Below are 16791 nucleotides of genomic sequence, written 5' to 3'. Positions count from 1 at the left end.
GCCGCAGTTCTACTTCCGGACGACGGACGTGACGGGGATCGTGACGTTGGCGGCGGGCGTGGAGATGGTGATGCCGGGCGACAATGTGACGGTGACGGGCGAATTGATCAGCCCGATCGCGATGGATCAGGGCTTGCGGTTCGCGGTGCGCGAGGGCGGCAAAACCGTCGGCTCAGGCGTCGTCACGGAAATTCTAGCGTAGTGATGTTCCGGTCGAGAGGCCGGCATGTGAGGAGTTGAGCGTGAAAGTCGATCAAAGAATTCGCATCAGGCTTCGCGGATTTGATTATCGCGTGCTTGATCAGTCTGTGGTGGAGATTGTGGAGACGGTCCGGCGCAGCGGTGCAAGGGTGGTGGGGCCCATTCCATTGCCGACTCGTATTGAGAAGTTTACCGTGCAGCGATCGACTCACGTTGATAAGAAATCTCGAGAGCAATTTGAAATCCGCACACACAAGCGTCTGCTGGATATTATGGAGCCTACTCCGGAAACAATGGACTCCTTGATGAAGCTAAACTTGGCGGCTGGTGTTGACGTGGAGATTAAGCTCTGATTGAGTTCTGTTCGATCTTTTTGTGAGCTGACAGGAAGGCCATGACAAACGGATTGTTGGGTAAAAAGTTGGGGATGACCCAAATGTATGACGAAACCGTCCTCGCGCCAGTGACCGTTATTGAGGCGGGGCCGTGCCGCGTTGTTTCGCTCAAAACTAAGGAGCGAGATGGCTATGAAGCGGTGCAATTATCCTTTGGTGAAGTGAAGGAAGGTCGGTTGTCCGGCGCCGAACTGGGGCACTTGAAGAAGCATCAGGCGCCAGCGAGCCGATGGTTGAGGGAGTTTCCGAAGACCGGTGATGTTTCTGTCGGGGCGACCATTAAGGTCGATATTTTCAAGAAGGGCGATTGGGTAGATGTCGTCGGGGTCTCGAAGGGTAAGGGCTTTCAGGGAGTTGTGCGGAGGCATAATTATGCCGGTGGTCCAGAGACGCACGGATCCATGTTTCACCGGGCACCTGGATCGATTGGTGCCAGTTCTTATCCTTCTCGTGTTTGGAAGAATAAAGCATTGCCCGGTCACATGGGAGATGAGCGAGTCACGGTTCAGCGCTTGAAAGTGGTCGAAGCTCGTCCAGATGAAAACCTGTTGTTTGTCCGCGGAGCAGTGCCCGGTGGTGTCAATGGGCTGCTGGTTGTGCGGAAGTCAAAGAAGAGTTGAGCTATGCCGATCGTTGATGTGGTAGACGCACAGAAGAAAAAGGTGGGGAGTGTCGACTTGCCGAGCGAAGTGTTCGGCTGTAAACCTCACGCCCCTCTTGTTCATGAGGCAGTGGTGATGCAGCGTGCCTGTGGTCGTCAAGGGACCGCATCGACCCTGCGTCGTGGGGAAGTCAGTGGGTCCGGTAAGAAGCCTTGGAAGCAGAAGCATACGGGTCGCGCGCGTGCGGGATCGCTTCGCTCGCCTGTCTGGCGACATGGTGGAACCGTATTTGGCCCGAAGCCGAGAAGTTACGCGTTCGGGATGCCCAAGAAAAAGTATCGAGCGGCTATTCAAAGTGCCTTGTCAGCCAAGGTGTTGGAGGGGAGTGTTGTCGTCGTTTCAGAATTGAGTATTGCTGAAGCCAAGACGAAGCTGTTGGCGTCTGCCTTGGCGAAACTCGGAATCGTTGGCAATGCATTGCTTGTAGTTGCAGATCAAAACTCTCACGTTGTGCAGGCGGGGAAGAATCTTTCGAATGTGATCGTGCTACGTCCTGAAGAGCTCAATGTCTATGACGTGTTGCGCTGTCACTCGTTGGTCATTCCTCAGAGTGAGTTAGATCGAGTGAAGGAGGTGTGGTCATGAAAGGCGACCTACACCAGGTGCTAATTCAGCCATTGCTGACCGAGAAAATCACTGCCTTGCGTGAGCAAGGAAATACCGTTGGTTTTCTTGTTCATCCGGATGCGAATAAGATTCAAATTCGGCAGGCCGTTGAAACCCTGTTGAAGGTGAAGGTTGCCCGCGTCAATGTGGTAAATATTCGTGGCAAGGTGAAACGTCTTGGCCGATTTGTTGGTCGGCGCTCTGATTGGAAGAAGGCGTTTGTCACGTTGAAGGAAGGCGAGAAGCTGGAGCTTTACGAAAGCGTCTAGGAGTCTCGATAAAGTGAGAATCAGCTATGTCTCTTAAGGTTTACAAGCCAACTTCACCTGGTCGTCGTGGAATGACGGCTCTCCAGGATGAGCAGATCAGCAAGAAGAAGCCTGAAAAGGCTTTGACTGGGTTTCATCTCCGCACCGGTGGGCGAAATAACGACGGTCGTCAAACCATTCGCTTTCGTGGGGGTGGGCATAAGCGTCTCTATCGGCAGATTGATTTTCGGCGGGACAAGTCAGGTATTCCGGCGAAAGTTGCCGCGATTGAATACGATCCCAATCGTTCTTCGAGAATCGCGCTGCTTCATTATGTTGATGGAGAGAAGCGTTATATTTTAGCGCCGGTGGGGCTCTCGGTGGGTGATATGGTTCAGTCCGGTGATGGCGCCGAAGTGAGGCCTGGAAACGCCCTTCCATTGATCAGTATGCCCTTGGGTACTACGATTCATAACATCGAGTTGAAGCCGGGTAAGGGTGGTCAGCTCATTCGTAGTGCTGGCGGCTCAGCGCAGGTTATGGGGCGCGACGGTGCGTACGTTCAAATTCGTCTTAAGTCTGGAGAGATGCGGAAGATCTTATCGACCTGCATGGCGACAGTTGGACAGGTTGGTAACGTCGATCATGAGAATGTCATCGTCGGAAAGGCTGGTCGTTCGCGTTGGAAGGGTAAGCGCCCTCATGTTCGCGGAGTCGTGATGAACCCAGTCGATCACCCGCACGGAGGCGGTGAAGGAAAGTCTGGTCAGGGAAATCCGCACCCCGTCTCTCCGTGGGGTACTCCCACCAAGGGATATAAGACCCGTAAGAACAAGGCGACTGATAAGTTCATCATTGCGCGTAGGAAGAAGTAGGAGCGGAAGATGCCTCGTTCAATTACTAAGGGCCCGTTCGTCGACGATCATCTGTTAAAAAAGGTAGAGCAGATGAATCAAACCAAGGACCGCAAGTTAATCAAGACCTGGTCTCGGCGGTCCACCGTGATCCCGGACATGATTGGTCACACGTTTGCGGTGCATAACGGGAAGAAATTTATTCCTGTATTTGTCACGGAAAACATGGTCGGCCATAAACTTGGTGAGTTCTCGCCGACTAGATTTTTTAAAGGGCACGGACAGGCGAAGACAGAAAAGGCAGTGGCACTAAAGTAATCGTTGCTCCCTTCTGGGGTTGCGAGTGTGGGTGGAGTCAGCTATGGCAGAAGCAAAAGCAAATTTACGGTTCGTCAGAGTAACACCACGAAAAGCTCGTGTGGTGATCGATATGATTCGTGGACAACAGGTTCCCATGGCTCTGGCTATGTTGCGGCACACCCCGAAGCATGCGGCTCGGGTGATCGAGAAACTGTTGCGGTCTGCGGTCGCCAATGCCGAGCAAAAAGAATTGGGCGATAGTGATGAGATGTGGGTTTCCCAGGCCGTCGTGAATTGCGGCCCGATTTATAAGCGCTTTCGGGCGCGATCAATGGGGCGTGCGAATTCGATTCAAAAGCGTACCAGCCATATTACGATCGCCGTAGCCGCTCCGAGCACCGCTCAGAATAGCTAATGTTTTTACCTTTATACTGAGGGTTATTCTTCATGGGTCAGAAGACACATCCAATTGGTTACCGCATCGGCTACAACTATACCTGGAGCTCGCGTTGGTACGCCGACAAAGACTACGCCAGACTGCTGCATCAGGACATCAAGATCAGGAAAATGGTCAAGGCGAAACTCTACCATGCTGGCGTGGCCAAGGTAGAAATTGAGCGATCCGGTGATCAGACCAGAGTGATTATTCATACTGCTCGGCCGGGGATCATCATTGGGAGAAAAGGCGCTGAGGTCGACAAGCTTAAGGCTGCCTTAGAGAAGGAATATTCAGGGCAAGCGTACATTACCGTGAAAGAGATCAAGAAGCCGGAATTGGACGCACAATTGGTCAGTGAAAATGTCGCCACTCAATTGGAAAAGCGAGTCGCATTTCGCCGTGCAATGAAGCGAAGTGTGCAGTCGGCCCTCAGGCTTGGCGCACAAGGTATCAAGATTATGGTGGCTGGGCGATTAGGCGGGGCCGAAATCGCGAGAACCGAATGGTACCGCGAAGGTCGTGTCCCCCTTCATACTCTTCGAGCCGAAGTCGACTACGGGTTTGCGGAGGCGCATACCACCATGGGGCAGATCGGGGTCAAGACCTGGATCTACAAAGGTGAAATGTTGCCCGCACTGCAATTGAAGCCAGATGCCGCACTTGGGCGGCTAGGCTAAGAACCTCGACAAGGAAAAGGTGGGTTTGTGTTAGCGCCAAAGAAAGTCAAGTTTAGAAAAATGCAGAAGGGCCGAATGCGAGGGAAAGCCTATCGCGGCGGAGCTATTACGTTGGGTGAATTCGGATTGAAAGCGCTTGAGCCAGGTTGGGTCACGAGCCGTCAAATTGAAGCTGCTCGTATTGCCATCACGCGATTCGTGAAACGTGGCGGGCAAGTGTGGACAAGAATTTTTCCTGACAAGCCCATTACGAAGAAGCCGGCAGAAACTCGTATGGGTAAAGGTAAGGGCAATCCCGAGTATTGGGTAGCTGTCGTGAAGCCTGGCCGCATTATGTACGAGATGAGCGGCGTGGCTCCGGACATTGCGAAGCAAGCCTTGCGGTTAGCTTCGTACAAGCTACCGATTGCGACGAAGTTCGTGATCCGTGGTGAATTTCAGTAACCTGTAGTTCGTGTGAGTGGTGATGTGATGGATGTGAAAGATCTCAGTGCGCTCTCTGTTGAAGAGTTAGTACAAAAAGAAAAACAGCTGCGACAAGAGCTCTTTAATTTTCGATTTCAGCTTGGCATTGGCCGCCTTGAAAATCCGATGCAAGTGCGCTCGACCAAGCGCGATATTGCCCGGGTGAAGACGGTCAGACGTCAACTGGAACTGTTGCAGGAGCAGACCGGTCACGCGGTCGTGAAGTAAGAGAGAAGGGGCGTATGAAGGAAGGTCAAGAACATCGACGTCAGTGGTATGGGAATGTCGTCAGCAACAAGATGAATAAGACCGTCGTTGTTGCCGTTGAACGCTCTGTCATTCATCCCGTGTACAAGAAAGTTCTCCGCCGGGTCACGAAACTGAAGGCCCATGATGAGGGAAATGCGTGTAAGGTAGGGGATCGGGTGCAGTTAAGCGAAACACGCCCCATCAGTAAGGATAAGCATTGGCGCGTGGTTCGCGTCATGGTCAAGGGCCAACCGGAAAAGTAACCGCGGATTACACTTCAGCAGCCGAGGGGTTGCACTCTTGGCAGTGAGTAGGGCAGGGAATGATTCAGAATTACACATACATGGATGTGGCCGATAATTCCGGCGCGAAGCAAGTCATGTGTTTTCACGTTCTCGGCGGGACCAGGCGTCGATATGGATCGCTGGGAGACATCGTGGTAGTGGCAGTGAAAGAGGCCATCCCTCAGGCTGGCGTGAAGAAGGGTGATGTGAGTCGGGCCGTCATCGTACGTACGACCAAAGAGGTCCGGCGTGACGATGGTTCTTACATCAAGTTTGACCGCAACGCCTGTGTCTTGATTAACGCCCAAGGGGAGCCTGTGGGTACACGTATTTTCGGCCCGGTGGCTCGTGAGCTTCGTTGGAAGAAGTTCATGAAAATTATTTCGCTTGCGCCGGAAGTCTTGTAGTTGACGGAAGAAAGGTTCTGGTAGGGATGGCACGAATCAAAACAAAAATTCGCAAGGGCGACACTGTGGTGGTGACGACCGGGCGTGAGCGGGGAAAATCCGGCAAAGTTCTGTCGGTAGATACGGTGAACGGAAAGGTTCTCGTAGAAAAGCTCAACATGATCAAGCGTCACACGAAGCCGAATCAGAACTTGCGGCAGGGTGGAATTCTTGAGCGTGAGGCCCCTCTCGCCATTTCAAATGTCATGTTTTTGTGTCCAGTGACGAAGAAGCCGACTCGCCTTGGGATTAGACGCCAGGAAGATGGGCGTCGGATCAGGCTGAGTAAGAAATCAAAAGAAACTGTCGAATAGTCGGAACAGGAAAGACGTTCATGGCAAAAGTAGAGAAGGGTAAGGGCGGAAAGGGAGCTGCGCCCAAATCATCAGGTAAAAAAGAAGTCGCTACGCCGGAGGTTTCTCAGGAGGCCGGAACGGAGCACCAATTCTCACCGAGGCTCAGGGATACCTATCGCGATCAGGTCATTCCAGCCCTGATGAAGGAATTTGCTTATGGGAATTTGATGCAAGTTCCCCGGCTCGACCGCATCGTGCTCAATGTCGGCATGGGCGAAGCCATCCAAAACGTGAAATTGCTCGAGAGTGCGGCGAACGAGCTGGGTATTATCACCGGCCAAAAACCTGTAACCACAAGAGCCAAGAAGGCGATTGCTGGTTTTAAATTACGGCAGGGTATGCCGATTGGCGCCAAAGTTACGCTGCGTAGCCGAAGAATGTGGGAGTTCCTAGACAGGTTGATTACTCTCGCTCTCCCGCGTATTCGAGACTTCCGCGGGATTTCTCCAAAGGCGTTCGACGGGCGCGGGAACTACACCTTGGGATTGAAAGAGCAATTGATTTTTCCGGAGATCGAGTACGACAGTGTGGCCTCCATTCACGGAATGGACATTACCATCGTGACCACAGCGCAAACGAACGATGAGGGCAAAGCACTGTTGAAACACCTTGGGATGCCGTTTCGGACCTAATGGACGTTGGTGAATAGCTTTGCCCGCGATCTGTCGCGGCGCGAGTAAGGGGGATTGTGTGTCAAGATTAGCGCTGAAGAATAAAGCGGCCGTAAAATCAAAGTTTTCTTGTCGCGATTATCATCGATGTGGCATTTGCGGCAGGGTAAGAGGGTTTTTGCGTCGCTTTCGCATGTGCCGTATTTGTTTCAGATTCTTGAGCCTCAAGGGTGAGATTCCTGGGGTGCGTAAGTCAAGTTGGTAATCCCCCAAGAGGGGTGAGCATGAGCTCGCGAGTGTAAAAGAGGAACGAATGATAACTGATCCGATTGCTGATTTGCTGGTGCGTCTTGGGAATGCCGCTCGTCGACGCCAGGATGTCGTCAAAATCCCAGTTTCAAAGGTCAAGCGGCAAATTCTGAATATCCTTGGGCGGGAAGGTTTCATTCAAGGATTCGATGAGCAAAAGGAGAACGGGCACCCAATGTTCTCCGTTCAACTTCGCTACGTTGACGAAGCGAGACCGATGATCACGGGTATGCGACGAGTCAGCAAGCCGGGGCGTCGTGTTTACGTTGGGCGAGAGGACGTCCCAAAGGTCAGGAATGGCATCGGTCTGGCCGTCATCTCGACATCAAAGGGTCTGATGACGGATGCGGATTCCAGAAAGGCCGGATTGGGCGGGGAAGTACTTTGTTCTGTGTGGTGAAACGGCCTTGTTAAGGCGCCGTAATAACTGGATCGAAGAAACGTAACGGGGATCGTATGTCGAGGATTGGACGGAAACCAATTTCAGTGCCAGCGGGGGTGGATGTTAAAGTCGCCGGTCGTCTGGTGTCGGTCAAAGGGCCAATGGGCAAGCTGGACTGGAAGTTGACCGACGGATTAAGTGTTGCCGTGAATGATGGACATCTTGTCGTGAACCGAGCGGGAGATGCCCGAGATCTCCGTGCGATGCATGGCTTGGTTCGTGCTGAGCTGAGCAATATCGTTCAAGGGGTGACAAAGGGCTACGAAAAAGCCTTAGAGATAACTGGTGTCGGATACAAGGCTCAGCTCCAGGGTAGAGAGATGAGCTTCAACGTTGGCTACATCAATCCTGTGACCTACACGGTTCCTCAGGGAATTGATGTCAAAGTCGACAAGCAGACCTTGATTTCTATCCGCGGCATAGATAAGCGTCTCGTAGGACAGGTCGCGGCAAATATTCGATCCATTAAACCTCCCGACGTATACAAGCAAAAGGGCATTCGTTACGCTGGTGAGGTATTGAGAAAGAAGGCCGGCAAAACCGGCAAGTAGAGGCAGCTCATGAATACTCAAGAGAAAAATAGAAAATTAGCCCGTCGCAAACAGCGGGTTCGAAAATCCGTAGCTGGTACGACCGATCGCCCTCGGCTCAACGTGTTTCGGAGCCGTGCCCATATCTATGCGCAAATTATCGACGATCTCCGCGGTCATACCGTGGCCGCTGCCTCGACGCTTGACGAGTCACTCCGGAAATCAGTGAAATCGACGGGTGGAATTGAAGGGGCCAAGGCGGTTGGTAAGCTGATTGCCGAACGCGCAAAGGCGGCGAAGGTTTCGACCGTCGTCTTTGATCGTGGCGGACGCCTCTATCATGGACGCGTAAAGGCTCTGGCCGATGCCTCTCGTGAAGGGGGCCTGCAGTTTTAGGGGAAACGTATGTCCAGAAGGCTGCCGTCCGCTGTTCGTCGGTAGCGCATGAGACGACCTAAAGGAGAATGACGTTGTGCGAGTGAATCCCGAAGAATTAAGCTTAAAAGACAAAGTGGTATTCATCAACCGCGTCGCAAAGGTTGTGAAGGGCGGAAAGCGCTTCAACTTTTGCGCCCTGGTCGTCGTGGGGGACGGGCAAGGGTATGTCGGAGTCGGCAAAGGAAAGGCGGCCGAGGTCCCGGTAGCCATTTCCAAGGCCGTCGAGCAGGCCAAGAAGCACTTGGTCAAGGTGCCGATCAAGGCGGGAACCATTCCTCACGAAGTGCACGGCCTTTTTGGCGCCGAACATGTTTTGTTAAAGCCGGCTGCGGATGGTACCGGGATCATTGCCGGTGGCGCCGTTCGTGCTGTGGTCGAATTGGCCGGGGCTCACAATATTATCGCCAAAACCCTTGGGCGGGGAAACCCCTTCAACGCAGTGAGGGCGACCCTTAATGGACTGCAACAGCTGTGTGATCCACAGGAAGTGATGCGACTCCGACGCACGGTTGGCAGCGATGCGCAGGTGCACGTCTAATGACTACTGAAAAGAAATCAGCAAGCTCTCAACAGAGCCTACGAATTACCCTGAAGCGAAGCCCCATTGGTACGCCGTACAAGCATCGGCTCGTATTGAGGGGCTTAGGGCTGAGAAAACTCAACGCCACGGTGCTGAGACCTGCCAGTGATCAAGTCAAAGGTATGATCGCGAAGGTCGGCTATTTACTGGAAGTGAGTCCCCAATGAAGTTGCATGATCTTGCTCCCTCTCGCGGAGCGAAACACAAGCGAAAGCGAATCGGACGTGGCCCAGGCTCGGGTCATGGGAAGACGGCCACTAAGGGGCATAAAGGGTTAAAGGCCAGGTCTGGCGGTGGAAAGCGCCCCGGCTTTGAAGGTGGCCAAATGCCCTTGATCCGTCGGGTTCCCAAATATGGATTCACGAATCAATTTCGAACTGAATACACGATCATCAACTTAAAAAGCTTGGCTGGTCTCGAAACGACCGAAGCTATTACGCCCCAACTCTTGATGAATGAAGGCCTTGTTCGACGCAAAGGAGAGCTGATTAAGATCCTGGCTCAAGGTGAGCTGACCAAGCCACTGGTGATCCAGGCTCATAAATTCAGCAAATCAGCGGAGGCAAAGATTCAGGCAGCCGGGGGGAGGGCCGAGGTCATTCCCTGTGTTTGAGCGTCTGCTAGCCAGTTTCCAAAACATTTTCAAGATTCCTGAGCTTCGCACGCGCGTACTCTTCACGCTTGGAATGTTGATTGTGTACCGCGTCGGTGCGCACATTCCCACGCCTGGGATTAACGGCGAAGCCCTGTCTGATTTTCTGCAGAAACAGGGCGGAGCCCTGCTTGGGTTTTTGGACATTTTCTCAGGTGGCTCCCTCTCGAGGTTGACGATTTTTGCGCTGGGCATTATGCCCTACATCAGCGCCTCTATCATTCTGCAGCTGCTGACCGTCGTTATCCCGCATCTTTCAAAGCTGGCAAAAGAGGGGGAGCGCGGACGTAAAAAGATCATTCAATATACTCGCTTTGGTACGATCGTCATTGCCTTGATTCAAGGATTCGGGATCGCCGTCGGTCTCGAGCAGATGAACCAGGGAGCGTTTGTGCTGGGACCTGGCTGGGGTTTCCGCTTTATGACGGTCATCACCTTGTGTGCCGGCACCGGCTTCTTGATGTGGCTCGGAGAGCAGATCACAGAACGAGGCATCGGTAACGGCATTTCCTTGATTATTTTTGCTGGCATTGTCGCCAGATTACCTGCGGCCGTCGCCCAGACTTTCGACTTGTACAAGGTTGGGCAGTTGAGTTTCCCCTTGTTGATCGTCCTGACCGTCGTCATGTTCGGCGTGGTTGCGGCGATCGTGTTTCTGGAGAGTGGCCGGCGAAAAGTTCCGGTGCAATATGCCAAGCGTGTGATCGGCCGTAGAGTCTATGGCGGACAGAGTACGCATATTCCGCTGAAGATCAACACAGCGGGGGTTATTCCTCCGATATTTGCCTCGTCGATCATCGCATTTCCGGCAACCATCGCCGGGTTTTTTGAAACACCGTGGATCAAGGCCATTGGCGCTCAACTCGCGCCTGGTTCGTTGTTATATACCCTGATGTATGTCGGCCTGATCGTGTTTTTCTGTTTCTTCTACACTGCGGTAGTCATGAACCCGGTCGATATGGCAGATAATTTAAAAAAATATGGTGGTTTCGTCCCTGGTATTCGGCCCGGACAACGAACCTCTGATTACATCTACTCCGTCCTTACGAAAATTACCTTCGCCGGTGCGATTTATTTGGCCATCGTGTGTGTGATTCCGGAGTTTCTGATCTATAAATTGAACATGCCATTTTATTTCGGCGGCACGTCTCTCCTCATCGTGATCGGAGTAGGATTGGATACCGCGCAACAGATCGAATCCCATTTGTTGAACCGAAACTACGACGGATTCCTCCAAAAGGGAAAACTCCGAGGCAGGACAACGTAGGTCTGCATGCGAATTGTATTTCTCGGTGCTCCAGGCGTTGGCAAAGGGACACAGGCTGATCGGGTTACCGCTCAGTACGGATGGCCGAAGATTTCCACCGGAGATCTGCTGCGTGAAGCCGTTCGGAATCAGACCGTGCTGGGAATCGAAGCCAAGAAAAGTATGGACGCCGGGAAACTGGTTCCCGATTCCGTCGTGATCGGTATGGTCCGAGAAAAACTGTCCGAGCGTTCGTGTGAGAAGGGATTCATTCTCGATGGGTTTCCGAGAACCGTCCCCCAAGCTGAAGAACTCCAGGCAATGTTGAGCCAAAAAGGGCTCAGTCTTGATCGTGTCGTCAATTTTCGAGTTTCTCGTGAGGACATCGTCAAGCGGTTGAGTGGTCGCCGAAGCTGCCCGAAGTGTCAGAGCGTGTTTCACGTTGACTTTGCTCCACCTAAGGTCGTGGGACAGTGTGATCGCTGCAGCGAGCCCCTCGTTCAACGAAGCGATGACAAGCCGGAGACTATCGAGGCCCGTTTAAAAGTGTATGACGAGCAGACGGCTCCCTTGATTGCATACTACGAGCAGAAGGGAGTCCTCAGTCATCTCGATGGCGCTGGCGAAATGGAGCAGGTGTACGGTAGGCTCTCAAGCTTGCTCGCTGGGCTTGGCCATAAATGATCGTATTCAAGACGCCGGACGAGGTTGCGCTGATGGCGCATGCCTCCAGGGTTGTGGCTGAGGTGCTGGAGTTACTCAAAGGAAAGGTTGTGCCAGGGGTCACGACAGATGATTTGGATCGTATGGCTGAGGAAGCTATACGTTCAAGGGGGGCGGTTCCTGCGTTCAAGGGTTATCGGAACTATCCCAAGACCCTTTGCGCCTCAGTCAACGAACAGGTCGTGCACGGCATCCCTTCGAAACGCAAGCTCAAAGATGGCGATATCATTGGGCTAGACCTCGGGGCCATCGTTTCAGGATTTTACGGAGACTCGGCGGTTACCGTTCCGGTAGGAAACGTAAGAGCTGAGGCCTTGCGTCTTATTCAGGTCACTGAGGCTGCCATGTACTGCGGGATCGAGAAGGCCGTGGTCGGTAATCGCCTCTCAGACGTGTCTCATGCTATACAGAGTCACGTGGAGCAAGCTGGATTTACGGTAGTGACTGAATTTGTTGGTCATGGTATAGGAAGGCAGCTCCATGAGGAACCGCAGGTTCCCAATTATGGGCGCCCTGGGCAAGGGCCTCGTCTACAAGTTGGAATGGTGCTAGCCATCGAGCCGATGGTCAATATGGGAGGAAGTGCCGTACGCATTTTGGAAGATCGGTGGACGGCGGTGACCGAAGACGGACGTCTATCAGCACATTTTGAACATACGATCGCCATCCAGCCCAGCGGGCCTGCGCGGATTCTTTCACAGTTGTCACATTAAGACGGGGGGAGTTGCCAATACGTGCCAAAAGAAGATGTCATAGAAGTGACCGGCACGGTAGCTGAGACGCTTCCGAACGCAATGTTCCGCGTAGAGCTGGAGCATGGGCACCGGATTTTGGCGCACATTTCAGGGAAAATGCGCATGCATTTTATCCGTATCCTTCCCGGCGATAAGGTGACAGTGCAATTATCGCCCTATGACTTAACACGGGGCAGGATTACCTATCGCTTCAAGTAGTGGAGAAATGGAATTGCTATGAAGGTCAAGTCGTCAGTGAAGCCGATTTGTGCAAAATGTAAAGTGGTCCGCAGGCGTGGGGTGGTGCGGGTGCTCTGCGCCAATCCTCGTCACAAACAACGGCAGGGATAACTCGATGTCGGCTGCCTTGGCACATGGTGTCTTCGACCATGGAGTGTCATTCGACACGGTTCCGTCGAATGTGGCGCTGAAACACTGGGCGAGCCAGCCTACCATGCGAGGAAGTGAAGGAATTAGGGGGTAATTATGGCACGTATTGCTGGCGTGGATTTGCCAAAAGACAAGCGAATCGAAATCGGACTGACCTACGTCTATGGAATCGGTCGAGTCGCCGCTCGGGAGATCCTCAAAAAAGCAGGGGTCGATGGATCCATTCGCGTGAAAGATGTCAGTGAAGACAAAATCGTGAAAATTCGAGAAGTCATCGAACGTGACTATCGCGTCGAGGGTGACTTGCGAAAAGAAGTCTCGATGAACATTAAGCGATTGGTCGATACTGGAACGTTTCGTGGGTTGCGGCATCGCAAGGGATTGCCGGTCCGCGGACAGCGGACGAAAACCAATGCGCGCACCCGCAAAGGTCGTCGCGCTGGTGTCGGTAGCAAGCCGCAGAAGCCCGCGGGTTCCAGAGGCTAAGAGTTAGAACGATCAGGCGCCATGCGCTGAGGGAGAAGCTATGAGTGTGAAGAAGGGGAAGAAGAAGGAACGCAAGATTGTCCAAAGCGGAGTGGCGCATGTCCAAGCATCGTTCAATAATACGATTGTGACCATTACCGATATGAGCGGCAACACGGTGGTATGGGCCAGCTCAGGGAACCAGGGATTTAAGGGATCACGTAAGAGCACGCCGTTTGCGGCTCAGCGAGCGGGAGAGGCTGCGGCACGGAAGGCGATGGAAAATGGGATGCGCCAGGTGGATGTGTACGTCAACGGTCCAGGCGCGGGACGAGAGTCTGCCATTCGTTCGCTGCAGAGTGCTGGATTGCGCATCAATTTGATTCGCGATGTCACGCCGATCCCTCACAACGGTTGCCGCCCGCCGAAGCGTCGGCGTGTGTAGGCCAGCCTTCCAGCGTGAAAATATAATCGTTGCCGATCTAGTCGTACGTACGTTGTTGAGGTAGAGGAGGGGTAGTAGCGTGGCAAAATATAGTGGACCTGTCTGCCGCTTGTGTCGGAGAGAAGGCGAAAAGCTCTTCTTGAAGGGGTCTCGTTGCATGACCGAGAAGTGCGCCATCGAGCGCCGGAGTTATCCCCCTGGGCAGCATGGTCAGGCTCGCCAGCGGACATCCGACTACAGTCTGCAGTTACGCGAGAAGCAGAAACTGAAAAGAATCTATGGCCTCCAGGAGTGCCAGTTCCGTGGCATTTTTGAGCGAGCCGAGCGTCAGACCGGCGTGACCGGCGATACGTTGTTGCGCTTGTTGGAGTGCCGGTTGGATAACGTTGTATATCGGCTCGGTTTCGGTGCATCAAGAAAGGAAGCCAGGCAATTGGTCAATCATGGCCACTTGATGCTCAACGGACGGAAGGTGAAGGCGCCTGGGGCCCTCGTCAAAGCCGGAGATTCGATCGAGGTTCGGGAGAAGAGCCGTGAATTGCTCCCCATTCAGGGCGCATTGGCGGCAGTCGATGGTCGTGGTATTCCGGAGTGGCTTGAGTTGGACAGGGCAGCGTGCAAAGGGACCATTCGGTCCTTGCCCACCAAGGAGCACATCGTGCTCCCAGTCAACGAGCAGATGGTCGTTGAACTCTACTCACGCTAGGAACCCATGGTTGGCGCCTGCTGGCTTTCGCCGCTATGGCTGAACGATATATGGGCACACACGAGTTAATGAAGGGGGAGTCATGATTAAAGCGATGAAAGACTTTCAGATCCCCATGCGGGTGGAAGTCGATAAGGACACTCTTTCCCCGACATTCGGCAGATTTACGACCGAGGCATTTGAACGAGGATTTGGCACCACGGTGGGGAATTCTCTTCGCCGTGTGTTGTTGTCTTCCTTGACAGGGGCTGCAGTGACGACCGTCAAGATTGAGGGAGTGCTGCACGAATTCTCTACGATTCCGGGTGTTACCGAGGATGTCACGACGATTATTTTGAATGTGAAGAGCCTTCGGTTGGCCTTGCAAGGTGACAAACCGAAGACGATTCGCTTGAAGAAGAAGGGGCCTGGCGAAGCGAAAGGATCGGACATCACTCACGATGGAGATGTGACGATTCTCACGCCCGATTTGCATATCGCCACGCTGGACAAGGATGCCGCGCTCGATATGGAAATGACCATCAAGCATGGCCGAGGTTTTGTCCCGGCGGAACGAAACAAGGAAGAAGGCTTGCCGATCGGCGTCATTGCCATCGATTCGATTTTTTCTCCGATCAAGCGGGTGAACTTTCATGTGGAGAATGCCCGTGTCGGTCGTATGACCGATTACGACAAGCTGACCCTTGAGATCTGGACCGACGGGACGATTTCTCCGCGGGATGCCTTGTCCAATGCAGCGGGTATTCTTCGTGAACATCTTGATATCTTCATTAATCCTGAGGAACGGACCGATGCGAAACCCGCTGTCGGCGGTGAAGATCTTTCCGATGAAGTGAATAAGAATCTCTACCGAAGTGTGAACGAGTTGGAACTGTCGGTTCGGGCAGCCAACTGTCTCAAGAATGCCAATATCAAGACGATTGCCGATTTGGTTCAGAAGACCGAAGCCGAAATGTTGAAGACCAAGAATTTCGGGAAAAAGTCGCTCAATGAAATCAAGGAAATCCTGACTGAAATGGGACTGAGCCTTGGAATGAAAGTTGACGCCTTGCCGTCCGGCGACGCGGGCGTGCGTTCAGAGTAAGAAAGGAACAGGACTACCGTGCGCCACAAAAAGAAGGGTCGACAGCTCGGACGTCAAACCAAACACCGATGGGCTCTGTTCCGGAGTCTTGTGACCTCGTTGTTGGAACAGGAGCGAATCGAAACCACGGAAGCGAAGGCCAAAGAAATTCGCGGGTTCACTGATCGCATGATTTCCCTCGGGAAAGAGGGGAGTTTGCCCGCTCGTCGGCGTGCCCTCAGCTTCTTGCGCAGCAAGGCCGTGGTGTCGAAGTTGTTCAGCGACGTTGCCTCACGCTTCCGTGATCGGCCTGGTGGGTACACACGAATCATCAGGACGCGTCGTCGGATTGGCGATGCGGCAGAGATGGTGGCCATTGAATTGGTGACCAGACCGGAAAAGCCAAAAGCGGTTCCGGCCACTGATGCGGCGGCGACTGAGAAAAAAGAGACGACCGAAAAGACGTCTACTCCTGCAGAAAGCTAAGCGCGAAAATGCCACGGCGGCCCTGATGGTCGCCGTGGCGTTTGCCCTTCCCTGTTTTCCTCCCATCCTCGATTTTCCTCCACTGATTGCCAGGTGTTTGGTTTACTTGACTCTGCCGGAATGCTACTATCATGCCACCAGGCACTCGGCTGGGAAGCTCTTTAAATTATGGGCTTTTTTCCATGTGGGAACGTTGGATTCGACGAGGTCTTCTCGCACTTAGTGTGGTTCTGGCGGCATTTCTCGGGTTTTTGCTCATCACACGCTCAAATCCCGGTGCGGCGTCGCGTTCAGTCACTCCGGTCGGTAGCGAGTCCGCCGACGCCAGAATCCAGGATTTCACCTTTACTCAGACCAAAGGCGATCTTGTGCAGTGGAAAGTGCAGGCGGAACAGGCACGTCTGTACGAAAAGGAGAGCCGCGCTGTTCTGAGCAACGTGCAGATCACCTTGTACGGTGTGCAAGGAAAAGAACTGACCCTGTCAGGCGACGAAGGGACGCTGGACACCCAGAGTAAGAATTTTCAATTATCGAATAAGACCACACCGATTGTGGTTGAAATGCAAAGTGGCTATACCATTCAGACAAATCATCTTGCGTGGACGGATGCGCGGCATGAAATCCAAACTCCAGACCATGTCACTATTCAAGGGCATGGGTTGCAGGTTACGGGACGCGGGTTATTGGGAAAGATGGACACCGAGGAATTTCAGGTCTTGGATGACGTACGCGTGGATGTGGTGCCTGCTTCTTAGTGTCGGCGCGGTGGCCACCGTCCCGTTGGTCCAT

33 protein-coding genes are annotated in these 16791 nt (G+C 53.2%); all 33 read left to right on the top strand.

Going from position 1 to position 16791, the window contains the following annotated elements; translation table 11 throughout:
- Positions 1-202: elongation factor Tu (gene tuf / locus JNL86_11195; GenBank protein MBL8043472.1), on the top strand; the 202-nt coding region annotated here is incomplete at its 5' end.
- A 40-nt stretch (positions 203-242) separates the two neighbouring features.
- A complete protein-coding gene (gene rpsJ / locus JNL86_11190) occupies positions 243-554 on the top strand; it encodes a 30S ribosomal protein S10 (GenBank protein MBL8043471.1) in 312 nt (103 codons plus the stop codon).
- A 41-nt stretch (positions 555-595) separates the two neighbouring features.
- The gene (gene rplC / locus JNL86_11185; protein MBL8043470.1) at positions 596-1216 is read left to right on the top strand and encodes a 50S ribosomal protein L3; all 621 of its coding nucleotides are present in this window, start codon (positions 596-598) and stop codon (positions 1214-1216) included.
- Between the two features lie 3 nt (positions 1217-1219).
- On the top strand, positions 1220-1843 hold the full coding sequence (gene rplD, locus JNL86_11180; protein MBL8043469.1) for a 50S ribosomal protein L4: 624 nt from the start codon (positions 1220-1222) through the stop codon (positions 1841-1843).
- Positions 1840-2133, top strand: a complete 294-nt coding sequence (locus JNL86_11175) for a 50S ribosomal protein L23 (protein ID MBL8043468.1) — start codon at positions 1840-1842, stop codon at positions 2131-2133. The genes rplD and JNL86_11175 overlap by 4 nt, the downstream gene beginning before the upstream one ends.
- Positions 2134-2159: 26 nt before the next feature.
- The gene (gene rplB, locus JNL86_11170) at positions 2160-2987 is read left to right on the top strand and encodes a 50S ribosomal protein L2 (protein ID MBL8043467.1); all 828 of its coding nucleotides are present in this window, start codon (positions 2160-2162) and stop codon (positions 2985-2987) included.
- Positions 2988-2996: 9 nt separating this feature from the next.
- Positions 2997-3284: a 30S ribosomal protein S19 gene (rpsS, locus tag JNL86_11165; protein ID MBL8043466.1), complete on the top strand. Its 288-nt coding sequence runs from the start codon at positions 2997-2999 to the stop codon at positions 3282-3284.
- Between the two features lie 43 nt (positions 3285-3327).
- Complete coding sequence (gene rplV, locus JNL86_11160; GenBank protein MBL8043465.1) at positions 3328-3681, top strand: 50S ribosomal protein L22; 354 nt, start codon at positions 3328-3330, stop codon at positions 3679-3681.
- Positions 3682-3713: 32 nt separating this feature from the next.
- Entirely contained in the window at positions 3714-4382 is a 669-nt protein-coding gene (gene rpsC, locus JNL86_11155; GenBank protein ID MBL8043464.1) for a 30S ribosomal protein S3, read from the top strand.
- 27 nt (positions 4383-4409) lie between these two features.
- On the top strand, positions 4410-4826 hold the full coding sequence (gene rplP, locus JNL86_11150; protein ID MBL8043463.1) for a 50S ribosomal protein L16: 417 nt from the start codon (positions 4410-4412) through the stop codon (positions 4824-4826).
- A 27-nt stretch (positions 4827-4853) separates the two neighbouring features.
- Positions 4854-5075 carry a 50S ribosomal protein L29 gene (gene rpmC / locus JNL86_11145; protein MBL8043462.1) on the top strand — a complete coding sequence of 74 codons (222 nt, stop codon included), beginning with the start codon at positions 4854-4856 and terminating at the stop codon, positions 5073-5075.
- A 14-nt stretch (positions 5076-5089) separates the two neighbouring features.
- A complete protein-coding gene (rpsQ, locus tag JNL86_11140) occupies positions 5090-5359 on the top strand; it encodes a 30S ribosomal protein S17 (GenBank protein MBL8043461.1) in 270 nt (89 codons plus the stop codon).
- Between the two features lie 59 nt (positions 5360-5418).
- Entirely contained in the window at positions 5419-5787 is a 369-nt protein-coding gene (gene rplN, locus JNL86_11135; protein MBL8043460.1) for a 50S ribosomal protein L14, read from the top strand.
- Between the two features lie 26 nt (positions 5788-5813).
- Entirely contained in the window at positions 5814-6140 is a 327-nt protein-coding gene (locus JNL86_11130; protein MBL8043459.1) for a 50S ribosomal protein L24, read from the top strand.
- A 182-nt stretch (positions 6141-6322) separates the two neighbouring features.
- Positions 6323-6814: a 50S ribosomal protein L5 gene (gene rplE / locus JNL86_11125; protein ID MBL8043458.1), complete on the top strand. Its 492-nt coding sequence runs from the start codon at positions 6323-6325 to the stop codon at positions 6812-6814.
- 58 nt (positions 6815-6872) lie between these two features.
- The gene (locus tag JNL86_11120; protein ID MBL8043457.1) at positions 6873-7058 is read left to right on the top strand and encodes a type Z 30S ribosomal protein S14; all 186 of its coding nucleotides are present in this window, start codon (positions 6873-6875) and stop codon (positions 7056-7058) included.
- A 48-nt stretch (positions 7059-7106) separates the two neighbouring features.
- The gene (rpsH, locus tag JNL86_11115; GenBank protein ID MBL8043456.1) at positions 7107-7502 is read left to right on the top strand and encodes a 30S ribosomal protein S8; all 396 of its coding nucleotides are present in this window, start codon (positions 7107-7109) and stop codon (positions 7500-7502) included.
- A 56-nt stretch (positions 7503-7558) separates the two neighbouring features.
- Positions 7559-8095 carry a 50S ribosomal protein L6 gene (gene rplF / locus JNL86_11110; protein MBL8043455.1) on the top strand — a complete coding sequence of 179 codons (537 nt, stop codon included), beginning with the start codon at positions 7559-7561 and terminating at the stop codon, positions 8093-8095.
- A 9-nt stretch (positions 8096-8104) separates the two neighbouring features.
- On the top strand, positions 8105-8470 hold the full coding sequence (locus JNL86_11105) for a 50S ribosomal protein L18 (GenBank protein MBL8043454.1): 366 nt from the start codon (positions 8105-8107) through the stop codon (positions 8468-8470).
- A gap of 76 nt (positions 8471-8546) precedes the next feature.
- The gene (gene rpsE, locus JNL86_11100) at positions 8547-9050 is read left to right on the top strand and encodes a 30S ribosomal protein S5 (protein MBL8043453.1); all 504 of its coding nucleotides are present in this window, start codon (positions 8547-8549) and stop codon (positions 9048-9050) included.
- Complete coding sequence (gene rpmD, locus JNL86_11095; GenBank protein ID MBL8043452.1) at positions 9050-9259, top strand: 50S ribosomal protein L30; 210 nt, start codon at positions 9050-9052, stop codon at positions 9257-9259. The genes rpsE and rpmD overlap by 1 nt, the downstream gene beginning before the upstream one ends.
- The gene (gene rplO, locus JNL86_11090) at positions 9256-9705 is read left to right on the top strand and encodes a 50S ribosomal protein L15 (GenBank protein MBL8043451.1); all 450 of its coding nucleotides are present in this window, start codon (positions 9256-9258) and stop codon (positions 9703-9705) included. The genes rpmD and rplO overlap by 4 nt, the downstream gene beginning before the upstream one ends.
- The gene (secY, locus tag JNL86_11085) at positions 9698-11011 is read left to right on the top strand and encodes a preprotein translocase subunit SecY (GenBank protein ID MBL8043450.1); all 1314 of its coding nucleotides are present in this window, start codon (positions 9698-9700) and stop codon (positions 11009-11011) included. Before rplO ends, secY begins: the two co-directional genes overlap by 8 nt.
- A 6-nt stretch (positions 11012-11017) precedes the next feature.
- Entirely contained in the window at positions 11018-11674 is a 657-nt protein-coding gene (locus tag JNL86_11080) for an adenylate kinase (protein MBL8043449.1), read from the top strand.
- Positions 11671-12426: a type I methionyl aminopeptidase gene (map, locus tag JNL86_11075; protein ID MBL8043448.1), complete on the top strand. Its 756-nt coding sequence runs from the start codon at positions 11671-11673 to the stop codon at positions 12424-12426. The genes JNL86_11080 and map overlap by 4 nt, the downstream gene beginning before the upstream one ends.
- Before the next feature lie 21 nt (positions 12427-12447).
- A complete protein-coding gene (gene infA / locus JNL86_11070) occupies positions 12448-12666 on the top strand; it encodes a translation initiation factor IF-1 (protein MBL8043447.1) in 219 nt (72 codons plus the stop codon).
- Between the two features lie 18 nt (positions 12667-12684).
- Positions 12685-12798, top strand: a complete 114-nt coding sequence (gene rpmJ, locus JNL86_11065; GenBank protein MBL8043446.1) for a 50S ribosomal protein L36 — start codon at positions 12685-12687, stop codon at positions 12796-12798.
- A 135-nt stretch (positions 12799-12933) separates the two neighbouring features.
- Entirely contained in the window at positions 12934-13323 is a 390-nt protein-coding gene (gene rpsM, locus JNL86_11060) for a 30S ribosomal protein S13 (GenBank protein ID MBL8043445.1), read from the top strand.
- Between the two features lie 40 nt (positions 13324-13363).
- Complete coding sequence (rpsK, locus tag JNL86_11055) at positions 13364-13747, top strand: 30S ribosomal protein S11 (GenBank protein ID MBL8043444.1); 384 nt, start codon at positions 13364-13366, stop codon at positions 13745-13747.
- A gap of 79 nt (positions 13748-13826) precedes the next feature.
- Complete coding sequence (gene rpsD, locus JNL86_11050; GenBank protein MBL8043443.1) at positions 13827-14453, top strand: 30S ribosomal protein S4; 627 nt, start codon at positions 13827-13829, stop codon at positions 14451-14453.
- Positions 14454-14547: 94 nt separating this feature from the next.
- Positions 14548-15537, top strand: coding sequence for a DNA-directed RNA polymerase subunit alpha (locus tag JNL86_11045; GenBank protein ID MBL8043442.1), 990 nt, complete (start codon positions 14548-14550; stop codon positions 15535-15537).
- A gap of 18 nt (positions 15538-15555) precedes the next feature.
- Positions 15556-16002 (top strand): 50S ribosomal protein L17, encoded by a 447-nt coding sequence (gene rplQ / locus JNL86_11040; GenBank protein ID MBL8043441.1) that lies wholly within the window; start codon positions 15556-15558, stop codon positions 16000-16002.
- 182 nt (positions 16003-16184) lie between these two features.
- Positions 16185-16757, top strand: coding sequence for an LPS export ABC transporter periplasmic protein LptC (gene lptC / locus JNL86_11035; protein ID MBL8043440.1), 573 nt, complete (start codon positions 16185-16187; stop codon positions 16755-16757).
- Positions 16758-16791 lie beyond the last annotated feature (34 nt).

The organism is Nitrospira sp., from assembly GCA_016788885.1.
In the GTDB taxonomy this organism is placed as follows: Bacteria; Nitrospirota; Nitrospiria; order Nitrospirales; family Nitrospiraceae; genus Nitrospira_A.
Note: the sequence above shows the minus strand (reverse complement) of the source record. Positions and strands in the feature narration are given on the sequence as shown.